Source organism: Kitasatospora sp. NPDC051170 (assembly GCF_044455705.1).
In the GTDB taxonomy this organism is placed as follows: Bacteria; Actinomycetota; Actinomycetes; order Streptomycetales; family Streptomycetaceae; genus Kitasatospora.
In genome coordinates this window covers 20434-44034 of the sequence record NZ_JBITFA010000002.1, presented here as the reverse complement: position 1 = coordinate 44034, position 23601 = coordinate 20434, and the positions used below count along the sequence as shown (strand labels likewise).

General features: G+C 74.4%; 19 protein-coding genes. 5 read left to right on the top strand and 14 right to left on the bottom strand.

Going from position 1 to position 23601, the window contains the following annotated elements; translation table 11 throughout:
* Positions 1–109: 109 nt before the first annotated feature.
* Positions 110–898 (bottom strand): transglycosylase family protein, encoded by a 789-nt coding sequence (locus tag ACIBCA_RS04180; RefSeq protein WP_396281272.1) that lies wholly within the window; start codon positions 896–898, stop codon positions 110–112.
* Positions 899–1470: 572 nt separating this feature from the next.
* Here ACIBCA_RS04180 and ACIBCA_RS04175 point away from each other — a divergent pair.
* Positions 1471–2316, top strand: a complete 846-nt coding sequence (locus ACIBCA_RS04175; protein WP_396281271.1) for a hypothetical protein — start codon at positions 1471–1473, stop codon at positions 2314–2316.
* Positions 2317–2469: 153 nt separating this feature from the next.
* On the top strand, positions 2470–3069 hold the full coding sequence (locus ACIBCA_RS04170; protein WP_396281270.1) for a hypothetical protein: 600 nt from the start codon (positions 2470–2472) through the stop codon (positions 3067–3069).
* A gap of 98 nt (positions 3070–3167) precedes the next feature.
* Here ACIBCA_RS04170 and der read toward each other — a convergent pair whose 3' ends face one another.
* From der to ACIBCA_RS04145, 5 genes are all read right to left on the bottom strand, one after another.
* Positions 3168–4622: a ribosome biogenesis GTPase Der gene (der, locus tag ACIBCA_RS04165; RefSeq protein ID WP_396281269.1), complete on the bottom strand. Its 1455-nt coding sequence runs from the start codon at positions 4620–4622 to the stop codon at positions 3168–3170.
* 221 nt (positions 4623–4843) lie between these two features.
* Complete coding sequence (gene cmk / locus ACIBCA_RS04160) at positions 4844–5557, bottom strand: (d)CMP kinase (RefSeq protein ID WP_031079117.1); 714 nt, start codon at positions 5555–5557, stop codon at positions 4844–4846.
* A 166-nt stretch (positions 5558–5723) separates the two neighbouring features.
* On the bottom strand, positions 5724–6830 hold the full coding sequence (locus tag ACIBCA_RS04155) for a DUF4419 domain-containing protein (protein WP_396281268.1): 1107 nt from the start codon (positions 6828–6830) through the stop codon (positions 5724–5726).
* The gene (locus tag ACIBCA_RS04150) at positions 6827–7879 is read right to left on the bottom strand and encodes a DUF4419 domain-containing protein (RefSeq protein WP_396281267.1); all 1053 of its coding nucleotides are present in this window, start codon (positions 7877–7879) and stop codon (positions 6827–6829) included. The genes ACIBCA_RS04155 and ACIBCA_RS04150 overlap by 4 nt, the downstream gene beginning before the upstream one ends.
* Before the next feature lie 67 nt (positions 7880–7946).
* Entirely contained in the window at positions 7947–9032 is a 1086-nt protein-coding gene (locus tag ACIBCA_RS04145; protein WP_396281266.1) for a prephenate dehydrogenase, read from the bottom strand.
* A 292-nt stretch (positions 9033–9324) separates the two neighbouring features.
* Here ACIBCA_RS04145 and ACIBCA_RS04140 point away from each other — a divergent pair, with 292 nt between their 5' ends.
* Genes ACIBCA_RS04140 through ACIBCA_RS04130 form a run of 3 tightly spaced genes read left to right on the top strand, consistent with a single transcriptional unit; the run spans position 9325 to position 13480 of the window.
* Entirely contained in the window at positions 9325–11484 is a 2160-nt protein-coding gene (locus ACIBCA_RS04140; RefSeq protein ID WP_396281265.1) for a DUF4139 domain-containing protein, read from the top strand.
* A gap of 3 nt (positions 11485–11487) precedes the next feature.
* Entirely contained in the window at positions 11488–13062 is a 1575-nt protein-coding gene (locus ACIBCA_RS04135; RefSeq protein ID WP_396281264.1) for a mucoidy inhibitor MuiA family protein, read from the top strand.
* 55 nt (positions 13063–13117) lie between these two features.
* On the top strand, positions 13118–13480 hold the full coding sequence (locus ACIBCA_RS04130) for a DUF952 domain-containing protein (protein ID WP_396281263.1): 363 nt from the start codon (positions 13118–13120) through the stop codon (positions 13478–13480).
* A 9-nt stretch (positions 13481–13489) separates the two neighbouring features.
* On the opposite strand, the gene ACIBCA_RS04125 is transcribed toward ACIBCA_RS04130, so the two are convergent.
* From ACIBCA_RS04125 to ACIBCA_RS04090, 8 genes are all read right to left on the bottom strand, one after another.
* On the bottom strand, positions 13490–14473 hold the full coding sequence (locus ACIBCA_RS04125; RefSeq protein WP_396281262.1) for a helix-turn-helix domain-containing protein: 984 nt from the start codon (positions 14471–14473) through the stop codon (positions 13490–13492).
* Between the two features lie 253 nt (positions 14474–14726).
* Positions 14727–16019 carry a pseudouridine synthase gene (locus ACIBCA_RS04120; RefSeq protein WP_396281261.1) on the bottom strand — a complete coding sequence of 431 codons (1293 nt, stop codon included), beginning with the start codon at positions 16017–16019 and terminating at the stop codon, positions 14727–14729.
* A gap of 64 nt (positions 16020–16083) precedes the next feature.
* Positions 16084–16671, bottom strand: a complete 588-nt coding sequence (locus tag ACIBCA_RS04115) for an SMC-Scp complex subunit ScpB (protein ID WP_396281789.1) — start codon at positions 16669–16671, stop codon at positions 16084–16086.
* A gap of 260 nt (positions 16672–16931) precedes the next feature.
* Complete coding sequence (locus ACIBCA_RS04110) at positions 16932–17807, bottom strand: segregation and condensation protein A (protein ID WP_396281260.1); 876 nt, start codon at positions 17805–17807, stop codon at positions 16932–16934.
* Positions 17808–17888: 81 nt separating this feature from the next.
* Positions 17889–18497 carry a hypothetical protein gene (locus ACIBCA_RS04105; RefSeq protein WP_396281259.1) on the bottom strand — a complete coding sequence of 203 codons (609 nt, stop codon included), beginning with the start codon at positions 18495–18497 and terminating at the stop codon, positions 17889–17891.
* A gap of 41 nt (positions 18498–18538) precedes the next feature.
* The gene (locus tag ACIBCA_RS04100; RefSeq protein WP_031076941.1) at positions 18539–19606 is read right to left on the bottom strand and encodes a ParA family protein; all 1068 of its coding nucleotides are present in this window, start codon (positions 19604–19606) and stop codon (positions 18539–18541) included.
* A 435-nt stretch (positions 19607–20041) separates the two neighbouring features.
* On the bottom strand, positions 20042–21157 hold the full coding sequence (gene ald / locus ACIBCA_RS04095; protein WP_396281258.1) for an alanine dehydrogenase: 1116 nt from the start codon (positions 21155–21157) through the stop codon (positions 20042–20044).
* Positions 21158–21419: 262 nt separating this feature from the next.
* Positions 21420–23459: an AAA family ATPase gene (locus ACIBCA_RS04090; protein ID WP_396281257.1), complete on the bottom strand. Its 2040-nt coding sequence runs from the start codon at positions 23457–23459 to the stop codon at positions 21420–21422.
* Positions 23460–23601: the final 142 nt, after the last annotated feature.

Sequence of the window (23601 nt, the reverse complement as noted above, 5' to 3'; positions counted from 1 at the left end):
CGCTCCCCCACATGGTGGAGGAGCGGCCTTCAGAAGCCACACGAACTACCGTGGCTCAGCCGAGCAGCACGCTTCAGGTGGTTCAGGTGGTTCAGGTGGTTCAGGTGGTTCAGATGCTCAGGACCTGGCCCGGGAGGATCAGGTCGGGGTTGCCACCGACGACCTTGGCGTTGTTCTTGTACAGGTCGTGCCAGTCCAGGCCCTGCGCGGCGGCGATGGAGCTCAGGGTGTCACCGGACTTGACGGTGTAGTCGCCACCCTTGGCCGACTGCGCCGGCTTAACGGGCTTGGCGTCGTTCGAGCCGGTCCAGCCCTTGACGTCGTTCTTCGGCGCAGCGTCGGCCTTGGGGGCGTCGGCCTTCGGCGCGGCAGCAGCCTTGGGCGCAGCCTCGGCCTTCGGCGCGGCGGCGGCCTTGGGCGCGGCGGCCTTCGGAGCCGGGGTCTGCGCCGGCTTCGCAGCGGCGGAGGAGCCCGCCGACGTGTCGACGGCCGCCGGGGCGCCGCCCTTGGTCAGGCCGGCCTTGACGGAGCAGACGGGCCAGGCGCCCGGACCCTGCGAGGCGAGGACCTTCTCGGCGACGGAGATCTGCTGCGCCTTGGTGGCCTGGTTGGCCTGCGACGCGAAGGCGGTGCCACCGAAGGCGGCCCAGGTGCTGGAGGTGAACTGCAGCCCGCCGTAGAAGCCGTTGCCGGTGTTGATGGCCCAGTTGCCGCCGCTCTCGCACTGGGCGACAGCGTCCCAGGTGGAGACGGAGGCGGCGGAGGCCGAGGTGGCCGTGACGAGGCCGGCCACCGGCAGGGCCGCGACGGCGGCGCCCGCGACGACCGCCATGCGCATGCGGTTGCGCTTGGTGGCGGTGGAGGTGGTGGCAGCGGCGGTCTCGTGACGGAAGGTCATGGGGTTCCTCTCGACAGCCCCGGGCGGGCATGCGGAACCAGACCCCGAGGGGCCGTGAATCGCCTGCCGCGTCCATCGGACGGCCGTGCACGTGTCGGACGTGCCGCTTGCCGCCCCGGCCACCCACCCGCGCACCGGCGACCTGTTCGAGCGATCGCGTCGGCGGGCACCTGCCTCGCCCGGCGGGAACCGGGGGGCGGTGCGTCGGGGGTGAACCCGGGTGGCGCTCGTTGCGCCGACCAAGAAGCTACGAGCCGGTCGGCGGGAAACACAAAGCTCCGGTGGTCTGCCCAGCTCAGCGCGGGGTTACCGCCGGTAATAATCTTCAAACCTTGTCCGAAATGTCCGCTTTAGCCGTCAATTCCTAGATCAAACATCCAACCGGCGTGACTCACCTCACGGCCCCATTCCGGCAGTCCCGCCACCGACTTCGACAGATTGCGACCACGAGAACACGCGGCGCGGTCGGATCACGGGCAATTCCCGTCAGCCTCGACGCCCACCCGTGACGCCTGCCACAGGGGCCCGTTGGGCAGTGCGACCTCCGTACGAACGCCCCCCGAGGAGACCCAGTGCCGCGCATGCTCGACGTCAGCGACGAGGTCCGGTCAGAGATCGGCGACGACGAGGCCGACCGCCTCCTCGGCGGCGACCGCGCCCCCGACAGCTACGAGTGCACCTCCTGCCGCACCCCCGGCGACACCCACGCGGAGCGCACCAGCACCGTGCTCTTCGTCGCCGACGAAACGGCCGTACTGGCCTTCGCCCACGCCCGCTGCATCCCCTCCCAGGTGGTGCCCGTCTCCGAGGCGCAGCTCGCCGGAGCCGTCCGCAGCATCAGCGGCCAGCCCCAGCCCGCCGCCCCGCACCCGGCCGCCCCCGCGCACCCGATCGTGCCCAACCCGGCCGTCCCGACCTCGGCCTCGACCCCGCCGAGCGCCCCCGGTCAGGCCGCCATCCTCGGCATCACCTGCGGTCTGATCCTCCACGACAAGGTCGGCCACGCCTCCCTCGTCGTCGAGCCCACCGGCCCGGTCGGCCGCCCCGGCAGCACCTCGGGCGAGGACGAGTTCCTCGACCTCCTCCAGGACGCCGGCTTCCAGCCCGTCACCGACCTCAACGTGACCCCCGAGCAGCTGGGCGGCTGGTCGGTCCTGGTGGCGATGGGCCAGCTGCACGCGATCCTGCAGCCCGCCGCCGCGGGCGGCAGCACCGGCTGGTGGCAGGCGCACCAGCCCCTCCAGGTCACCGACGCCTGGCGCTCGGCCGCCAGCCAGCTCTCCGAGGTGACGATGTACGCAGTCCCGGCGGGCATGGTCGGCCGCCAGCCCCGCGAGGACCTGCTGCGCCAGGCGCTGGAGCGCGCGGTGGCACTGGGCCAGGTCGTCGCCGCCTCGCTCCCCCTCGCCGGCACGTGACGCCCGCCTGATGTCCGGCTGACGTCCGGCTGATGCCCGCCTGATGCCCGAACGCGGACAGCCCGGAGCCCCCGCCTCCGGGCACCCCGCATCCCCGCATCCCCGCACCCCCGTGCCCCGCATCCCCGCGCCCCCTCACTCGTTGGCCCCTACGTGTACAGCTACGACGTCGCCGCAGCCCCCGGCCGGTCGGCCACCGCCCCCCGCTCGATCCCGGGCATGCGCCCGTCGTACGACACGGAGCACCCGTACGTGACGCCCCCGGCCGTCTCCCCCACCCCGATCTACGACGAGCTGTACTCCGAGTACCGGCGCCTCTTCCGCGCCCTGCCCGGGGACCGCACCGGCGAGGAGGATCTCTCCTTCACGGGCTTCGCCGTCCGCGACCACCACCCCCTCCTCGGCGAGCACCGCGAGCACCGGGACCACCGCGACCACCGCGACCACCGCCCGTACACAACGTCGGCCGCCACCGCCCCCCACCACCCCCAGGCGTTCCACACCTACGCCGGCCAGCCCCCGAACCTCCCCCAGTTCACGCCCCAGCAGCAGCACCCCCAGCCCCCCGCCCCCCAGGCCACCGGCCAGGGCTGGGTCGCCACCGGCTACCTCGGCTCCGTCCAGCCCCCGCCGCCCCCGGCCCCCTCCCCCGTCCTCGGAACGGCCACCGGGTTCGCCGCCCCGCCCACCGGAGGCGGCCGCCACCGCCAGATGCTCTCCCTCCCCCCGGGCCGCAGCCCCGAGCGCCCCTGACGACGCCGCAGCCCCGAGCAGCCCGACAACACAGCAGCCCGACAACACAGAGGAGGGCCCCGCCGCCGAAGCGACGAGGCCCTCCTCCACGAAGCGGACTACTTCCTCTTGCGCTTCTCCCGCACCCGCACCGAGATCGAGATCGGCGTCCCCACGAACCCGAACTCCTCACGCAGCCGGCGCTCGACGAAGCGCCGGTAGCCCGCCTCCAGGAAGCCCGAGGCGAAGAGCACAAAGCGCGGCGGACGGATGCCCGCCTGGGTGCCGAACAGGATGCGCGGCTGCTTGCCGCCCCGGATCGGGTGCGGGTGGGCGGCCACCAGCTCGCCGAGGAAGGCGTTCAGGCGCGCGGTGGGGACGCGGGTCTCCCAGCCCTCCAGCGCGGCCTCGATCGCCGGGACGAGCTTCTCCATGTGCCGCCCGGTCTTCGCCGAGACGTTGACGCGCGGCGCCCACTGCACCTGGACGAGGTCGCGCTCGATCTCGCGCTCCAGGTAGTAGCGGCGCTCCTCGTCGAGCTGGTCCCACTTGTTGTACGCGATGACGACGGCGCGCCCGGCCTCGACGGCCATCGAGATGATGCGGGTGTCCTGCTCGGCGAGGGTCTCGCTGGCGTCGATCAGGACGACCGCGACCTCGGCCTTGTCCAGCGCGGAGGAGGTGCGCAGCGAGGCGTAGAAGTCGGCGCCGGCCGTCAGGTGGACCCGCCGCCGGATGCCCGCCGTGTCGACGAACTTCCAGGTCTTGCCGCCGAGTTCGATCATCTCGTCGACCGGGTCACGGGTGGTGCCGGCCAGCTCGTTGACGACGACGCGCTCCTCGCCGGCGACCTTGTTCAGCAGGCTGGACTTGCCGACGTTCGGCCGGCCGATCAGCGCGACGCGGCGCGGGCCGCCGGGGGCGGCGTCGCCGAAGGTCTGCGGCGGGGCCTCGGGCAGCGCGGCCATGACGGCGTCGAGCAGGTCGCCCGAGCCGCGCCCGTGCAGGGCCGAGACGGCGTACGGCTCGCCGAGGCCCAGCGACCACAGGTACGCGGCCTCCGCCTCGGTGGACGGGCCGTCGACCTTGTTGGCGCACAGGACGGTCGGCTTGCCGGCCCGGCGGATGAGCTTGATCAGGGCTTCGTCGGTGTCCGTGGCGCCGACGGTGGCGTCCACCACGAACAGCACCGCGTCGGCCTGCTCGATGCCGAGCTCGGCCTGAGCGGCGACCAGGGCGTCGATGCCGAGGACGTCGATCTCCCAGCCGCCGGTGTCGACGACCTTGAAGCGGCGGCCGTTCCAGGCCGCCTCGTAGGTCACGCGGTCGCGGGTGACGCCGGGCTTGTCCTCGACGACGGCCTCGCGGCGGCCGATGATGCGGTTCACCAGGGTCGACTTGCCGACGTTCGGGCGGCCGACGACGGCCAGCACCGGCAGCGGGGCGAACTCGGCGCCGTCCACGGCGTCGATGCCGTCGAGGTCGAAGCCCTCTTCGGCGGCGAGTGCCATGAACTCGGCGTAGTCGGCGGCGTCCAGCTCGCCGGGTCCGGCGTCGGAGTGCTCTGCGGTCATGTTCGTCTGTTCCGTTTCCCGGCCCGGCCCTTCCCAGGGGCGCGCCGTGCGTACCTGCCCGTTCCGGGGCAGCGCGATCGTTTCCCCGCGGCGGCTGAACGGCCCCGGGGCGTGTGTGTCGGCCCTCAGACCCGTCGGCCCTCAGACCCATCGGCCCTCAGAACCCTCGGCCCTCAGACCCCTCGGCCCTCAGACCCCTCGGTCCTCAGACCCCTCGGTCCTCAGACCGACGAGAGTCCCGCCCGTTCCTCCACCAGCGCGGCGATCCTGTCGATCACCTGCTCCAGTGTGAGGTCACTGGTGTCCACCAGCACGGCGTCGGAAGCCTGCGTCAGCGGCGCCGTCTTCCGGGAGGAGTCGGCGGCGTCCCGCCGGGCGAGGTCGGCGGCCATCGCGGTGATGGTCGCCTCGTCGACGCCCTTGGCCCGCAGCTCGGCGGCCCGGCGCTCGGCGCGGGCCCGCTCGGAGGCGGTCAGGAACACCTTCACGGTGGCGTCCGGGAACACCACCGACCCCATGTCCCGGCCCTCCGTGACGATCCCCCGCTCGGCCACCTCGGCGCAGCCGCGCTGCAGCTCCACCAGCCGCGTCCGCACCGCCGGCACGGCCGAGACGGCGCTCACGTGGGCCGTCACCTCCGGCCCCCGGATCGGCCCGGACACGTCCTGGCCGTCCACCGTGATGGTCGGCCCGTCCGCGTCCGTCCCGGACACGATCACCGGCTTCCCGCAGGCCACGGCCACGGCCTCCGGGTCGTCCACGTCGACCTCGTTGGCCAGCATCCACCAGGTCATCGCCCGGTACATCGCACCGGTGTCCAGGAAGCTCAGGCCCAGCCGCGCAGCGACCGCCCGAGAGACGGTCGACTTGCCGGAGCCGGAGGGTCCGTCGATGGCGACGACGACCGGAACGTGCGCTCGGTCGGCAGTGTCCACGGGCCCGAACCTCTCTCTGAGCTTGGAATGATCACTTGGAATGATCATGGGATGAGCATGGAAGCCGACACCCTGTACGGGCGAACGGCCGGGGATCATCTCCCTCAAGGTTAATGGACCCCCGCCCCCTCCCGCCCCGCCCCGGTCAGCCCCCTCCCCGGGACGGCTACGGAGCGTCCTCCGGCATCCGCAGCACGGCGTTGCCCAGCCGGGGCCGCACGTACCCATCGTCCTCCTCGATTCCGAGCACCCCGCCGACGAAAGCCATCCGGTAGGTGCCCTGCGGCGTCTGCCACTCGAAGGGCACCTTCGACACATGGGACGGGAAGGCGTTCTCGGTGAACCGGTCCGGGCCCGTCTCGACCGTCCGCCCCTTCCACCTGCGCCGCATCGCCTTCCAGGCGAACTCCGTACGGGGCCGCGGGCCCGCCTCGGTCCGGGTGTGCGCGAAGAAGGCGGTGATCCAGCCGGAGACGAAGTCGCCCCCGGACTCCGACTCCCACTTGTACAGCGAGCGCCAGAACTCCTCGTCCACCGGCCCGCCCTCCGCCGTGGCCGCGATCTCCTCGACCACCGGGCGCAGTCCCGCCAACCACGGCCCGAGCGGTTCGAACCATTCCCCCAGCTCGGCGACCCGCCGGGCCAGCAGCGCCCAATCCTCGGCCGTGCCCTCCAGCCGCACGCGCGGGATGCCGCAGAGCGAGACCCACAGGAACTCGTAGTACGGGCTGACCACGTCCATCAGCGCCACCAGCGTCGCCGAGACCTCGTCCGGCGTCGTCGTGGAGAACGCCGGGGTGAACAGCTCCACCAGGTCCGGGCCGACCTCCACCGCCAGCGGCTCCCGCACCAGCCGGATCGAGCGCGCCCAGTCCGGCTCGGGGCCGAGCAGGCTGTCGTCCTCCACCTGGACGGTCCGCTTCCGCCCGGGAGTCGCCGAGAACACCCCCTCGTACGTCTCCGCGTTCAGCCGCACGTGCACCGCGATCTCGTGCACCACCGCGTACCAGAGCACGTCCGGCGACAGGCTCAGCGGCAGGTGCCGGCAGAACGCCAGGTGCGCGGCGCGCAGCAGCAGGCTCCAGGTCGGCTCCGCCTCGCCCGGCGGCCGCCACCGATCGGGCGCCTCCAGCAGCGTCGCGGTGCTGCGGTGGACCACCGCGAACTCCCCGCCCACCACCGCCGCCAGGAACCCCTCGTTCCCACAGCGCTCCAACTCCCGTACGTCGCCCGGCTCCTGGCCCTCCCCGAGCGGAACGTCAACGACCCTCACCGCTGCGGGGTCTCCACGACGGCGTGGCCCAGCCGGGGCCGGAGGTAGGGGCCGTCCTGCTCGATGGAGAGGACCCCGGCGAGGAAGGCCATCGGCCGTTCGGTGCCGAGGAGGTCCCAGCCGAAGGGGACGGTGGACAGGTGCGCGGGGAAGTCGTTCACCTCGAAGGCGTCGCGGTGGTACGGGTCGTCGGCGGCGGCGCGCCAGTCGAAGGAGCTGCGCATGCGAGGTCCGTCCGGGGTCTGGGTGTGGGCGAGGAAGGCGGTCAGCCAGCCGGTGACGCGCGGGCCGCCGGAGACGGAGCGCCACTTGAAGAGGGAGCGCCAGAACTCCTCGTCCGCCGGGCCGCCCGCCGCCGTCGCCGCGAGTTCCCCGACGACCGGCCGCAGCCCGGCGAACCAGGGCTCCAACCAGGCGAGGTGCCCGGCCAGCTCGCCGACCCGGACGGCCAGCAGGGCCCAGTCCTCGGCCGTGCCCTCCAGCCGTACGCGCGGGATGCCGCAGCGGGTCTCCCAGCGGAAGTCGTAGTACGGGCCGGCCGCGCCCATCAGGGCGACCAGCGCACAGGCCGCGTCGTCGGGGGTCGTGGTGGAGAACGCCGGGGTGAACAGCTCCACCAGCTGAGGGCCGACGGCCGCCGCCAGCGGCTCGCGCACCAGGTGGATCGAGCGTCCCCAGTCCGCGCCGGGGCCCGCCAGCTCGTCGTCCCGGACGACGATCCGCCCGCGCCGGTCGGGCTGCGCCCCGAACAGCGCCCGGTAGCGCGGCGCGTACATCCGTACGTGCACGGCGACCTCGTGCACCACCGCGTACCAGAGGACGTCCGGGGAGAGGCTCAGCGGCCGGTGTTCGGCGAAGGCGGCGTACGCGGCCCGCAGCAGCAGGCTCCAGACCAGCTCCGGCTGCGGCTCGTCCGGGTCCCCCGGCGGGGCCGGCCGGGGCGGCTCCACCAGCGCCGTCAGGCTGCGGTGGTGGATCCGCGCCTGCGGGCCCACCACGGCCCGCAGGAACCGCTCGTTCCCGAAGTCCACCAGCCTCACGACGTCCACGGGAGGCCCTGCCTCCCCGGGAACCCCCACATCGATGATCATCCCGCCCCACCCCTCCCCGGAGCCGTCAGTCCCGCACGCTCCACCCGCTCGCCCGCAGCGCCACCGTCAGCGGCTTGACCGCCCCCGGCGCCACCGACAGCTGCACGAAGCCGACCTGCTGCCCGGTGGAGTGCTCGATGATCACGTCCTCGATGTTCACCCCGGCCGCGCCGACCTCCCCGAACAGCCGGCCCAGCTCGCCGGGCTGGTCGCCCAGGACCACCGCCACCGTCTCGTACCGGGTGGGCGGCGCACCGTGCTTGCCGGGGATGCGGGACTGGCCGGTGTTGCCGCGCCGCATGACCGCCTCGATGCCGGCCGCCCCCGCCCGGCGCTCGCCCTCCTCGGCGGCGTCCAGGGCGCGCAGTGCGGTGACGGTCTCGCCGAGGTCGGCGGCGACCTCCTCCAGGATGTCGGCGACCGCGCCCGCGTTCGCGGACAGGATGTCCACCCACATCCCGGGGTTGGAGGCGGCGATCCGGGTGACGTCGCGCACGCCCTGCCCGGAGAGCCTTATCGCCGTCTCGTCGGCGTGCTCCAGCCGGGCCGCGACCAGCGAGGACAGCAGCTGCGGCGCGTGCGAGACCAGGGCGACGGCCCGGTCGTGCGCGGCGGCGTCCATCACGATCGGCATGGCCCCGCAGAGGGCGACCAGCTCCAGGGCGGCGTTGAGCGTCTCGGTGTCGGTGTCCCCGGTCGGGGTGAGCACCCAGGGCCGGCCCTCGAAGAGGTCGGCGCGGGCGGCCAGCGGGCCGGAGCGCTCGCGCCCGGCCATCGGGTGGCTGCCGATGTAGTGGACGGTGTCGAGGCCGAGCGCGGTGACCTCGGCGCGCGGGCCGGCCTTCACGCTGGCCACGTCGGTGTACCAGCGGGCCAGGTTGCGGCGCTGGCAGTCGGCGAGGACCTTGCCGACCAGCGCGGGCGGCACGGCGATGATCGCCAGGTCGACGGGGCCGTCCGCCGCTTCGGTGGTGCCGGCGCCGAGCGAGGCGGCGGTGCGGGCGGCGTCCGGGTCGGCGTCCTCCAGGTGGACGGTCAGCCCGCGGCCGGCCAGGGCGAGCGCGGCGGAGGTGCCGATCAGTCCGGTGCCGACGACGACGGCTGTGCGCATGGCTGGTCGCTCTCTTCTCTTTCATGACCGGACCCGACCGGTTACCCACTACGTGACCCGCGCCCCATCCTCTCGCATCCACCGCCCCCGCCGCTCATCTGTCCACCCCCGCTCCGCCCCACCCCCTACCCCCGCCCCCATCGACCCGAGGCAACCGCCGCCGCCCCGCCCCCGTCCCTCACAGTGCACACGCCGCGCCCGGCGAATTCCGGCGGCGGGCGCCCCGAACCGGGGCACACTGGCCGCCCGGGACGGGCACACCGCAGGCGACAGGCGAACGAAGGGGTTGCGCATGGACGATCAGCGAAGCATCGGGGCACCACCGCCGGTACCGGCCCACACCTCCACCCTCGACTCCGTCGTGGTGTACGCCGAGGGCGCGCTGTGCCGCCGCCGGGCCACCGTCCCCGTCCCCCCGGACGGGCGGCTGCGCCTGGCGGGCCTGCCCGCCTCCCTGGACGGCCGCTCGCTGCGCGCCCGGGTCCTCGACGGCCCGCCCGGCGCCGCCGTCACCGAGGCCCGCGTCGAGCACCTCGCCGAGCTTCGCGAGCCCGCCGAACTCCCGCAGCTCCAGCGCGATTTGGACGAGATCACCGAGCGCCGCAGCTCCCTCTCCGACCGCCACCACCTCGTCCTGGCCGCCATCGACGAGACCACGGCCCTGCGCGCCCTCCCCCCGCAGCCCCGCCGGGGCGACCCGCTGCGCCGCACCCCGGCCGAAGCCTGGCTGGAGCTCGCCGAGTTCGTCGACGAGCGCCTGGCGGGCCTCCAGCGTCGCGCCGAGGAGCTGACCCGGGCGATCGAACTCGCCGACCACGAACTCGCCGAGGCCACCGACCGCCTGGAGCGCGAGTCCACCGCCGAGCGCGTCACGGCCACCGACACCGACACCACCGTCCTGCTCACCCTGTCCGGCACGGACACGGCCACGGACCTCACGACGGACCCCGCGACGGAACTCACGACGGAACTCACGACGGACCCCGCGACGAACCCCTCGACGAACCTCACGACGGACCTCACGCTGGAACTCGAGTACGCCGTCCCCGCCGCCCGCTGGGTCCCCGCCTACCGCCTCTCCTACCGCACCGGCGCCGACGGCGCCGAGCTGGTCCTGCGCGCCTGCGTCGCCCAGCAGAGCGGCGAGGACTGGACGGGCGTGCGCCTCGCCCTCTCCACCGCCGACCTCGACCGCCGCACCGACCTGCCCCGCCTCAACTCCCTGCGGATCGGCCGCAGTCAGCCCGCCCCGCCGCCCTCCGGCTGGCGCGAGCCCCCGGCCGGCCTGTCCGACCTGTTCACCGACTACGACGGCCAGGCCCGCACCCCCCGCCGCGCCCACGCGCCCGCCCGCCCCCTCGACAAGGCGGTCTCCCGTCGCGCCCGCGGCAGCTTCGGCGCCCGCCCGGCCGGCGGCGGCGCCCTCTCCGCCGACGAGCCGATCGCCGTCGGCTACGGATACGGCGGCGCCGCACCCCAGGCCGCCGCCTTCCACGCCGACACCGAAGCCCCCGAGTTCCTCCGCGCGATGCCCCCGGCCCCCGGCGCCTCGATGCCGCCCGCTCCGGCGGCCCCCGCCGCACCCGTCGCCTTCGCCCCCTCCACCGCCCTCCCCCCGCCGCCCCCGCCCGGCCACGACCCCGGCGAGGCCCTCCTCGACTACCCCGGCCTCGTCCTCTCCGGCCCCGACGCGCCCCGCAACGAGCGCGGCACCCTGCGCCGCCCGCCCGAGCAGGCGTCCCCCGGCACCCATGCCGGCCACCTCCGCTACCTCGACCCGCCCCGCCACGCCGTCGCCCCACGCGAGTCGGCCGGCTCCTTCGACCACCGCTACGACGCCGCCGCGCCCGCCGACATCCCCTCCGACGGCACCTGGCACACCGTCACCGTCGACGAGTTCCCGCTCGACGCGCACCCCGAGTACGTCACCGTCCCCGCCGTCGAGGAGAAGGTGTACGCGACGCTGGTGCTCGCCAACCACACCGACCGCGCCCTGCTGGCCGGCCCGGTCGAGGTCACCGTCGACGACGACTTCCTCCTCACCGCCGCCTTCCCCACCCTCGCCCCCGGCGGCACCCGCCGCCTGGGCGTCGGCGTCGCCGAGGGCGTCGAGGTGGCGCGCCGCACCGAACTGCAGGAGTCCACCACCGGCAAGCTGATGGGCAACAGCACCGTCCTCGACCACCGGGTGCACGTCCAGCTCGCCAACCGGCTCGGCCGGGCCGTCACGGTCGAGGTCCGCGAGCGGGTACCCGTCACCTCCGACGCCGAGATCCGGATCGAGGAGCGCGCCGCCTGGCAGGCCCCGGCCGTCCCCACCCCGGAGTGCCCGCCCGGCACCCGGCTCTGGCGGGTCGAGCTGCCCCCGGGCGGCCGCACCGAGCTGGACGGCGGCTTCCAGATCAAGATCCCGGCCGGCAAGGCCATCGTCGGTGGAAACCGGAGGAACTGAGAGATGACCGCGAGCACCTCCCCCCACCCCGTCACGGCCCTTCCCGTCACGGCCGTCACCTGCCTGGAGGACCGCAGCCGCATCGAGCGCGCCACGACCCTCCGGCTCACCGCCGGCGTCCACCGTCTGCGGCTCGGCCCGATCACCGCCCTGGCCGTCGACCACACCCTGCGGGCCGAGACCGCCACCCCGGGCGCCCGCGTCCTCGAAGCCCGCCTGGTGCGCAGCTGGTCGGCCAGGGCCCCGCTGCCGCCCGGCCCCGAGGACTCCGCCCTGCGCCACCGCCTGCACGAGCTGGAGACGTCCTACCGCGAGGCCGACCAGGGCCGCGTCCGGCTGGAGGCCCGGCTGGCCCTGCTCGCCCAGCTCTGCGCCGACCTGCTGCGCGAGGTCGGCGAGGGAGCGGGCGTCGGCGAGATCGAACGCACTCGCTGGGCCCGCGAGTTGGAGCGCGTGGACGCCGAGCGCGAGCGCTTCGGCGAGGAGCTGCGCGCCACCCGCTCCCGGCTGCGCCGCCTGGACCAGGAGCGCACCGAGGCGCTGCTCGCCCTGGACCGCGCCGAGGAGGAGCCGGCCGAGCTGGTCGCCCACCTGGAGCTGACGGTCGAGGCCTCCGAGCCGGGCCCGGTCGCGCTGACCGTCGCCCACCTGGTGCCCTGCGCCCTGTGGCGGCCCTCCTACCGCGCCGTCCTCTCCCCCGAAAACCCCAAGGGCTCACTGCGCCTGGAGTCCGAGGCCGTGGTCTGGCAGCGCACCGGCGAGGACTGGACGGGCGTCGCGCTCACCCTGTCCACCGCCCGCTCCGCCCTGGCCACCGACCCGCCCTCGATCGCCGCGGACGTGCTGACGCTGCGCGAGCGCACCGACGAGGAGCGCCGCAAGGTCGAGGTCGAGCTGCGCGAAGAAGCGGTGAACACCCTCGGCCCGGCCGCCGTCGTCCCTGGCCTGGACGACGGCGGCGAGGCCCGCGTCCTGCCCGCCCCCGCCCCGGCCACCGTCCCCTCCGACGGCCGGGCGCACCGGGTGCCGCTGAGCGCCTTCACCACCGACGCGAGCAGCGAGTACGCCTGCGCGCCGGAGCTGTCCCCCCTGGTCACCCAGGTCGTCCGGTTCCGCAACGCGGCCGGGCACCCGCTGCTGGCGGGCCCGGTGGAGCTGGTGCGCGACAGCGGCTTCACGGGCCGCGGCGAGCTGCGCTTCACGGCCGCCGGCGCCGAGGCCGAGCTGTCCTTCGGCAGTACGGACGGCTACCGGGTGGTCCGCGAGTCGGAGGAGCGCCAGTCCACCGGCGGCCTCACCGGGCGCCAGACCACCGTCCGCACCGTCCGGCTGCACCTGTCCCGCTTCTCCGGCCCGGAGGAGCGCGACGAGCGGCTGGTCGCCGTCCGCGAGCGGGTGCCGGTCTCCGAGGTGAGCGCCGTCGAGGTGCGGCTGCGCAAGGAGGAGTGCTCCCCGGCCCCGGACTCCTTCGACGCCGAGGGCATCGTCCGCTGGGACGTCCCCCTGGGCCCGGGCGCCCGCCGCACGCTCACCCTGTCGTACGAGATCACCGCCTCCGCCAAGGTGGCGGGCCTGTGAGTCTCCCCGTGACGTCCGCTCAGGACCGACCCCACCGAACGGGTACAACAGGAACATGATCCTGCACCTCGCCCCCCTCGACGACTGGCTGTCCGACCCCGGCCGTCCGTACGCCGCCGCCTCGCTGCTCACCGACGGGTTCATCCACTGCTCGCCGGACGAGCGGACGGTGCTGGCCGTGGCCAACTCCTTCTTCGCCGACACGCCCGATCCGCTGATGGTGCTCTTGATCGAGGAGTCGCTGGTCGAGCCGATGGTCAAGTGGGAGGCCCCGAACGGCGCCCCGCCGCCCGGCACCGCACCCGGCGTGCTGTTCCCGCACATCTACGGCCGGCTCAACCGCACCGCGGTGGTCGGCCTGGAGAAGGTCCTGCGGGGCCCGGACGGCCGCTGGGCCTCCCTCAGCCCCTGGAGCTGACGCCGCCGGTCACAGCCACCCCCGCTCCCGGGCCGCCATCCCGGCCTGGAAGCGGGTGGTGGCGCCCAGGGAGCGCATCAGCGCCTGCAGCCGCCGCTGGGTGGTGCGGGCGCTCCAGCCCAGCGAGCGGGCGATCGACTCGTCCGTCAGCCCGGCCGCCAGCAGCCCGAGCAGCTTGCGGTGGTCGGCCTCCGGCTCGAGGCCGGCCTCGCCGGAGCCGATCGCGGCCTGGAGCTGCACGGCCCGCTCCCACTCGGCCTCGAACAGCGCGTCCAGCGCCTGGAGCAGCGCCGAGGGGTGGATGACGTACGCGGCGTCGAGCACGCTGTCGCCCACGCTGATCGGGATGACCGCCATCCGGTCGTCCGAGATGATCATCTTCATCGGGAGGGCGGGCCTCACCCGGGCCTCCTCCCCGTCCGCGACCCCGACCAGGATGCTGCGCTCCAGCCGGCCCGGCCAGGCCACGGCCTCCCGGTCGTAGACGGTCCGGAACTTCAGCCCCTCCCGCAGCCGCCGCCGCTGCAGGGGCATCGGCCCGACCGGGTCCTGGATGTACGGCGGGCGGTCGAAGCCGCGCACCTGGTACTGGCTGGTCTCGGTGATGTGCTCCAGCCGCTGGGCGATGGCCTCCCCGCCGGTGAGCACCTCCACCGAGTGCGCCGGGTCGGTGTAGCGCGAGGCCTCCCGGAAGGCGTCCATCAGCCGGTGCATCTCGGCGCGGGCGTGGCGCAGTTCGGATTCCCGGTGGCCTATCAGGGTGCCGATCGCGACGTCCGGGGCGACGGGCAGGTAGCGGTGGCGGTCCACCGGCGCGCGGGTCGCCATGCCCTGCTGGGCCAGCCGGTCCAGCGCGCGCACGCCCTGCTGGAGCGTCAGGCCGCAGCCGGCGGCCAGTTCCTCCGCGGTGGACTGCGGATTGGCCACCAGCGCCGCGTAGACCTGCCCGTCCTGCTCGGCCAGCCCCAACGCAGTCAGCGGTGCATCGGACACGACGCCGTCTCCCCCTGTTCGCCCCGGTCACGGACCCGCGGGCGCCCGGTGGCGCGGTCCCGCCACGTGGCGGGCGGTGGTCCGGGTGGCCATCCTCTGCCACGGATCATGACGCTGACAAGGCCGGAGCCAGGGCAGGACCTGCCCTTGACCAGGGCGTGAGCCCGTCCTCACAGCGCGTACGGCCCGGAAACGCGGCAGGGCCCCGCCCACATCGGATGTGAGCGGGGCCCTGCCCGGAACCGGACCGGTCCTACAGACCGACCTCGTGCATCAGCTGACCGACCTCCGGGTTGGTCAGGCGGCGCAGCCAGCCCGACTTCTGGTCGCCCAGCGCGATCGGCCCGAAGTGGGTGCGCACCAGCTTCTCGACCGGGAAGCCGGCCTCGGCCAGCATCCGGCGGACGATGTGCTTGCGGCCCTCGTGGAGGGTCACCTCGACCAGGTAGTTCTTGCCGACGTTGGAGATGACCTTGAAGCTGTCGGCGCGGGCGTAGCCGTCCTCCAGCTCGATGCCCTTGGCCAGCTGCTTGCCCAGGTCGCGCGGGATCGGGCCCTGGATGGCGGCCAGGTAGGTCTTGGTCACGCCGTAGCGCGGGTGGGTGAGGCGGTGGGCCAGCTCACCGTGGTTGGTGAGCAGGATGATGCCCTCGGTCTCGGTGTCCAGCCGGCCGACGTGGAACAGCCGGGTCTCCCGGTTGGTCACGTAGTCGCCCAGGCACTGGCGCCCCTCCGGGTCCTCCATGGTGGAGACGACGCCGGCCGGCTTGTTGAGCGCGAAGAACAGGTACGACTGGGTGGCGACGGTCAGGCCGTCCACCTTGATCTCGTCGTTCTCCGGGTCGACGCGCTTGCCCTGCTCGGTGACGCGCTTGCCGTTGACCTCGACGCGGCCCTGCTCGATCAGCTCCTCGCAGGCCCGGCGGCTGCCCATGCCCGCACGGGCGAGCACCTTCTGCAGCCGCTCGCCCTCGGGCTCGCCGAAGGTCTTGGGCGTCTTGACGACCGGCTTGTCGTGCCGGGCAAGAACGGCGTCCTCGATCTTCGCCTGGAGCTCGCGGGAGCGCTGCGGCTGGCGGCGCGGGTCGCCCGGGGCGCCCTGGCCCTCGCGGCGCGGGCGCGGCGCCGGGCCGGGCTTGCGGCCGGAGAAGCCGCCGCGGGCGGGGGTGGCGTTGGGGCCGCCGCCGAACTCGGGGCGGTCGTACTTGCGCTCCTCGGGCCGCAGCGGGCGGTCCGGGTAGCGCCGGTCGTCCCGACGGTCGTCGCGGCGGTCGTCACGACCGTACGAGCCACCGCCGTACGAGCCGCCGCGCGAACCCGACCCCGCACCGGAGCCGCCGCGGCCACCGCCGTACGAACCCCCGCCCGAGCCCGAGCCGCCCCGGCCACCGCCGTACGAACCCCCGCGCGAGCCCGACCCCGAGCCGGAGCCTCCGCGGCCACCGCCGCTGCCACTACCGCCGTAGGAGCCGCCCCGGCCCCCGCCCTGTCCGCCGCGGCCGCTGCCGCCGCCGCCGCTGTTCCTGCCGTTGCCACTGCTGCGCATGAAATGTCCGTACGTCGTTTTTCCGTCTGGGCCGTGCGGTCGTCTCGGCCGACCTCACCGCCCCCTACCGATCGGGCGCAGCCCCATCGGCTTCGCCATCACCCGCCGCGGTCTGCGCGGCGGCGATCGCCTCCGCGATCATCGTGCCCTCCAGGGACTCCGCTTCCACGTCGTCGACCTCGGGCAGGAAGGGTGCGAGTTCCGGCAGCTCGTCCAGCCCGCGGAGCCCCATCCGTTCCAGGAAGTGGTTCGTCGTCCGATACAGGATCGCACCTGTTTCGGGCTCGGATCCGGCCTCTTCCACCAGTCCTCGCTGTACCAGGGTACGCATCACTCCGTCACAGTTCACACCGCGGACGGCCGAGACCCTCGATCTGGACACGGGCTGGCGGTAGGCGACGACCGCCAGCGTCTCCAGCGCGGCCTGGGTGAGGCGGGCCTGCTGGCCGTCCAGGACGAAGCGGTCGACGGCCGGAGCGCACAGGTCACGGCTGTAGAAGCGCCAGCCCCCGGCCACCGGCCGCAGGTCGAATCCGCGGCCCTGGGCGGTGTACTCGGCGGCGAGTTCGTGCAGCGCGGCGGCCACCTGCGCCCGGGGCCGCTCCAGCACCGAGGCGAGGCGCTCCTCCCGCGCGGGCTCGTCGACGACCATCAGGATCGCCTCCAGGTCGGCCCTCAGCGCCGGATCGGAGGCCTCCACGACGCCGGAAGTCGGCGGGGCCGACTTCTGGTGCACGATCCGCGGCTCCTCGGGCCCGACAGCCTCCACCACGGGCTCCGGCACCGGCAGCGGCTCCAGGTCCGGGTCCGGGAGCAGCTCGAAGACCGGCTCCAGCCACTCCTGCGCCCTCGGCTGCCCCGGCAGCCCCAGCGGGCGCCGCACCGGCCGCCCGCCGCCCTCGTCCACGCCGCTCATCCGCGCCCGACCTCCTCCTGCGCCTTCTCGGCCTCCACCGGCCGGTCGAACTCGTCCGTCACCTCGACCACCGCCCGCCCGGGCTCGGCCACCCAGCGCACCCGCAGCTCGCCCAGCGCCTCGGGCTGGTCGAAGTCGAGCGCCTTCTCCCGGTACAGCTCCAGCAGCGCCAGGAAGCGGGCGACGACGACGAGCGTGTCCGGCGCGTCCCGGACCAGCTCCTGGAAGGACGCCTCGCCCAGCTCGGTCAGCAGCGAGACCACCAGCGCCGCCTGCTCGCGCACGCTGACCGGCGGGGTGTGGATGTGGTCCACGTAGACCACGGGCTTCGGCTTGGGCTCCATCGCCCTGGCCGCCAGCTCGGCGAAACGCTGCGGCCCGATGGTGATGACCACCTCGGGCAGCAGCTCGGCGTGCCGGGGCTCCAGTCCGACCGTACGGGGCCGGCTGAGCAGCTCGGCCGCCCAGCGCTCGCCCAGCACCGCCGCCGCCCGCTTGTACGCCCGGTACTGCAGCAGCCGGGCGAACAGCAGGTCACGGGCCTCCAGCAGGGCGAGGTCCTCCTCGTCCTCGACCTCCGCGGCGGGCAGCAGCCGGGCGGCCTTGAGGTCGAGGAGGGTGGCGGCGACGACCAGGAACTCCGTCGCGGCGTCGAGGTCCCAGTCCGGGCCCATCGCCCGGATGTGCGCCATGAAGTCGTCCGTGACGGTGGCGAGCGCCACCTCGGTCACGTCCATCCTGTGCTTGGCGATCAGGCTCAGCAGCAGGTCGAAGGGGCCTTCGAAGTTGTCCAGCCGCACCCGGAAGCCGCCGCGCGACTCGTCCTCGGTCGCGTTCGCGGTGCTGGCGGCTGGTTCGGCGGTACTCGGCATGGCGGTCCATCTTCACCCGTCCGCGCCGCCGGCCCCGCCCCGGGGCCCTCACGACACGCCGCAGACGGGGCTCACCGGGGCTCAGCGCCCGCGCAGCCGCCGCACCAGGATCGAGGCTTCCCCGCGCTGCTCCAGGTCCGCCAGGACGACCGCGATGGCCTCCCGGACGATCCGCCCGCGGTCCACGGCCAGGCCGTGCTCGCCGCGCAGCACCAGCCGGGTGTGCTCCAGGTCCATGAGCTCCTCGGCGGACACGTACACGGTGATCTTCTCGTCGTGCCGCTCGCGCCCGCTGGGGCGGCGCGGAGCCCGTCCACGCGGCCTGGCGCGCCCCGAGGCGGCCGTCGCCTGCTCCTCGGCCCCGCCGGGGTGCTGGCGGCCCGCGGGAGCGCCTGCGGCGCCCCTGGCGGCGGCCTGGGCCGCCGCTGCGGCACCCGCGCCGACCGAACCCGTGCCGGCCGCACCCGCCGTGCCCGCCGCCCGCTGGACGGGCGGCTGCGCGGGCACGGAGGCGCTCTGCCGGCGCCCGTCACCGGCCCCGCGCTCGTCCCGGCGCTCCTCCCGGCCCTCGGGGGCGCCCTGCGGGGTCTCGGCGCCGTCCGTCCCGTCCGTGCCGTCGACGCTCCGCGCGGTCTCCGGTCTGGATGCCTCGGCGGCCGGACGCGGCGCGAGGGACGGCGAGAGCGCCATCCCCCCGGTGGTCCGGAACAGCTCGTCGGCACCCGGGAGACTCACTCGGCGGGGCGGCACCGGTCGAGCACCTCCCTGGCGAGCTGGCGGTAGGCGGCCGCACCGACCGAGTTGGTCGCGTACGTGGTGATCGGCTCGCCGGCGACGGTGGTCTCCGGGAAGCGCACGGTCCGCCCGATGACGGTGTGGAAGACGTGCTCGCCGAACGCCTCGACGACCCGCGCCAGCACCTCACGGCTGTGCACGGTGCGCGAGTCGTACATGGTGGCGAGGATGCCGTCCAGGCGCAGGTCGGGGTTGAGCCGCTCGCACACCTTCTCGATGGTCTCCGTCAGCAGCGCGACGCCGCGCAGCGCGAAGAACTCGCACTCGAGCGGCACGATCACGCTGTGAGCGGCCGTCAGGGCATTGACCGTCAGCAGGCCCAGCGAGGGCTGGCAGTCGATGATGACGAAGTCGTAGTCGGGCAGCAGCGGCTTCAGGGCGCGCGCCAGCGCGGACTCCCGGGCCACCTCGCTGACCAGCTGCACCTCGGCGGCCGAGAGGTCGATGTTGGACGGGAGCAGGTCCATGCCCGGCACGGCCGTCTTGAGCAGCACCTCGTCGGCCGTCAGGCCCCGCTCCATGAGCAGGTTGTAGACGGTGACGTCCAGCTCCATCGGGTTGACGCCCAGTCCGACCGAGAGCGCGCCCTGCGGGTCGAAGTCGACGAGCAGGACCCGGCGGCCGTACTCGGCCAGCGCCGCACCCAGGTTGATGGTCGACGTGGTCTTGCCGACGCCGCCCTTCTGGTTGCACATGGCGATGATCTGCGCGGGGCCGTGCTCGGCCACCGGCGCGGGGATCGGGAAGTACGGCTGCGGACGGCCGGTGGGGCCGATCCGCTCGCGGCGCTGGCGCGCGGCGTCGGGGGCCAGGGTGGCGGCGTACTCCGGGTCCGGCTCGTACTCCGCGTCCGGGTCGTCGTAGGCGCCGTAGGCGAACTCGCCGTAGGCGAGGCCGTAGGCCGCCAGGTCGGCGTCGTGATCGGTCACCGTGGTCACCTGTGCTGTGTTCTGGCGAGCTTCGAAGGTACGGAGTGCGACCGAGCCGACCTCGGCCGAGCCCACGGAGGGCTGCCGGGCCCCGGGCTCCTCACTCGGCTGGCCGGCGGTGAGCTCCGCCAGTCCTGGCTGACCACCCCCGGGAGCAATTGTCGACTCATTCACAAGTCGTCTTACCTCCTTGGGCATCCAGGACTCTATGTCGATTCGTCAGCGTGGCAGCATGCCGACGGTTTGCGACTCTAGGCCGTTCAAGGCGTTCGCAGCAACACAATCCACGGTAGTGGGCAGGATGTGTCGACTGTCGGCCGGGCTCCTGTCAAGGGATGAGCAGCCCCGGGACCCCGACCTTTCCACACCCGGGTGCGGTCGGGTGACACGACCGCCCGAAATTGACGACAGAGCGACCCGCCCATGTCGCCCACTGTTCACAGGCACGGCGAAGCCCCCGGCCCGAAGCGATCAGGTCGGGGGCGAACGACCGCCGTGCGGTCAGGTGTTTCAGGCGAGCACGCTCTCCAGGGAGACCGACTCCAGGCCGAACGCCTCGGCCACGGCCGGGAAGGTGATCTGGCCCTCGTGCACGTTGAGGCCCTTGGCGAGCGCGGCGTCGCGGCGCAGCGCGTCCTTCCAGCCACGGTTGGCCAGCTCGACGACGTACGGCAGCGTCGCGTTGGTCAGCGCGTAGGTGGAGGTGTTCGGGACGGCGCCCGGCATGTTGGCCACGCAGTAGAAGACCGAGTTGTGGACCGTGAAGGTCGGGTCGTCGTGCGTGGTCGGACGCGAGTCCTCGAAGCAGCCGCCCTGGTCGATGGCGATGTCGACGAGCACGGAGCCCGGCTTCATGCGGGAGACCAGCTCGTTGGTGACGAGCTTGGGGGCCTTGGCGCCCGGGATCAGGACGGCGCCGACGACGAGGTCGGACTCGGTGACGGCCTTGTCGAGCTCGAAGGCGTTCGACACGACGGTCTTGATGCTGGTGCCGAACACGCGGTCGGCCTCGCGCAGCTTGTTGATGTCGCGGTCGAGCAGGGTCACGTCGTAGCCCATGCCGATGGCGATGGTGGCCGCGTGCCAGCCGGAGACGCCACCGCCGATGACGACGGCCTTGGCGCGGTGGGTGCCGGGCACGCCGCCGGGCAGCACGCCGCGGCCGCCGGCCGGACGCATCAGGTGGTACGAGCCGACCTGCGGGGCCAGACGGCCCGCGACCTCGGACATCGGGGCGAGCAGCGGCAGGGCGCCGTTGGGCAGCTGCACGGTCTCGTACGCGATGGCGGTGGTGCCCGAGGCGATCAGCGCGTCGGTGCCGGCGCGGTCGGCCGCCAGGTGGAGGTACGTGAAGAGGGTCTGCCCCTTGCGCAGCCGGTGGTACTCGGAGGCGATGGGCTCCTTGACCTTCAGCAGCAGGTCGGCCGTGGCCCACACCTCGTCGGCGGTGGGGAGGATCGAGGCGCCGGCGGCGACGTACTCCTCGTTGGGGATCGAGGAGCCGACACCGGCGTTGTCCTCGATGTAGACCTCGTGGCCGTTGCGGACCAGCTCATGCACGCCGGCGGGCGTGATGGCCACGCGGTACTCGTGGTTCTTGACCTCGCGGGGGATGCCGACCTTCACGACTGAACACGTCCTCTTGCCATGGGGGTCCCGACCGGAGAGATACCGGTGGGCTACGCGCACGTGGGGAAGCCTCCGGGCAGCCCGGGGCAGGGGAACGCTGCGCGACTGAGTTCGAGTGTAATGAAGCCCAGTCGGCGTGTCAGCCTTCCAAAGTGACTAATTTTGCCGAGCGCATTGGCAGGTTCGTAGGCTTCCTCACCCACTTACCCTCGCAATAGGCACCAACCGGGCATCTTCGACGATACTCCCGAAACCGTCCTCACCACCCGCCCTCCACGCGTTCCCGCAGGTCCGCGAGGGCGGCGGCGACCGCCTCCCGGCCGCGCTCGTCGCCCGTCCGGCGCAGCACCGCCAGCGCGGCGCGGTACTCGCGGTCGGCCTCCTCGAAGCGGCGCTGGGCGGTGTGCGCCTCGGCCACCCGGGCCAGCAGCCGGGCCTCGGCGGCCTGGTCGCCGAGCGACTGCCGCAGGCCCAGCGCCCGCCCGTACCAGTCGGCGGCGCGCACCGGGTCCCCGAGCGCCCGGTGACAGCCCGCCGCGCCCTCCAGCGCCCGGGCGCAGAGCGGTTCGTCCCCCGCCGTCCGGGCGTGCTCCAGGGCGGCCCGGTAGTGCCCGGACGCCTGTTCCCAGCGGCCGGCCGCGGCCTGGAGGTCGCCGAGGTTGAGCAGCGCGGCCGAGGCGCGGCGGGGGCGGCCGTGGCGCTCGGCGACGGTCAGCACCAGCTCGTGCAGCCGGTAGAGGTCGGCGGGGGCGGCGGCCCCGGCCAGCGGGAGGGTGCGCAGCAGCGCGGTGACCAGCCGGCCCGCCGAGCCGTCCAGGTCCCCCTGGCCGATCGCGTCGGCGACGGCGCCCAGCAGCACCTCCCGCTCGCCGAGCAGCCACTGCCTCGCGTGCGCGGCCGAGCGCAGCCGCAGCGCGGCGGGCAGCGGGTCGGGCGCGGGGCCGCCCGTCGGGTCGAGCAGGGCGCGGGCCGCCTCGGTGAGCCGGACGAGCCGCTCCAGCAGCCGGGCCCGGGCCAGCTCGGTCTCGGCCGGCCGGTCCTCCTTCTCCCGCAGCCGCACCAGCCGGGGGTGCAGCCGCCCGGGCACCCGGTAGCGCGCGGTGCCGTCGGCGGCGGGCGCCTCCTCGCCGAGCAGCTCCCGCTCGGCCAGCGCGGCCAGGGTCGCGGCCGCCTCCGGCGCCGGGCAGCCGACCAGGGCGGAGGCGGTACGGGCGTCGGCCGTCTGCGCCGGGGCCAGGGTCAGGGTGCGCAGCATCCGCGCCTGGACGGGCGGCAGCGTGCGGTGCAGCAGGGTGAAGGCGCCGACCAGCGGGTCGTTGTCGGGCACGGGCACCGGCCCGGCCGGCTCGGGGGCGGGCCTGACCCACCCGTTCGTCCCCGTGGCGGGCTCGGCCCCGGTCCCGGCGGAGGGCTCCGGATCGGTCCCCTTCCGCTCCGCCGGGGCCTTCTTCTCCGCCGGCTTCTCGGCCGACTTCCCGGCAGCCTTCTCCGCCGACTTCTCCGCGGGCTTCTCCGCCGCCTCCTCCCCCACCGCCCGGTGCAGCTCCCGCGCCGCGTCCGCCACGGCGACCTTCGGGTTGCCCCGCAGCCAGCCCGCCATCAGCCGCAGCGCGGCGGGCCGGGAGCCGCAGGCTTCGGCCAGGTCGGCCGCGCCGACCGGGTCGCAGGAGATGCGGGTGCCGCCGACCAGGTCGGCGAGCAGCTCGCCGGAGGCCCGCCGGTCCAGGCCGCCGAGGATCACCGGGTCGATGTCCTCGATCCCGGTGAGCGGCCCGGCCGTGGTGGCGAGCACCAGGCAGCCGCTCTCGTCGGCGAGCAACGGCCACAGCTGCCCGGCGTCGCGCACGTCGTCCAGCACCAGCAGCACCCGCCGCCCGGCCAGTGCCTCGCGCAGCGCCACGCAGCCGGGCTCCTCCCGCCCGTCCTCGGCGGCGCCGGGCAGCGGCACGGCCGCCTCGGGGTCGAGCTGCTCCAGCAGCTGCCGGGCGGCCCGGGCCGGCGGCACCCGGGAGCCGTCCGGGGCGGAGAGCCGGGCGAAGAGCACGCCGTCCGGGAAGTCGGCGGCGCAGGTGCGGGCGAAGCGCACGGCCAGCGCCGTACGGCCGGAGCCGGGGCGCCCGGCCAGTACCAGCACCGGGCAGCGCCCGCTGGCCGGACGGGCGGCGGCGGCCCGCAGCGCGGCGAGTTCGGTGCGGCGCCCGGCGAACAGCGCGGGGCCGGCGGGCAGCCGTTCCAGACCGGGAACGGCCCCGGCGGGTGCGTCGGGGCCGGGGTCCATCGTCGCGCTCTTCCTCGCCACCCGTGCCACTCCCGACGTCGTCCGGCGCTCGGAGGCCGGGCGCGGGATCCGCGCTCGGCGGGGCACCCGGAACGGGCGCCCTGACCACGAAGCGTAGTTCGACCGTCAGGTTCGGCCGAGGTGACATCCGGTCGTACGAACC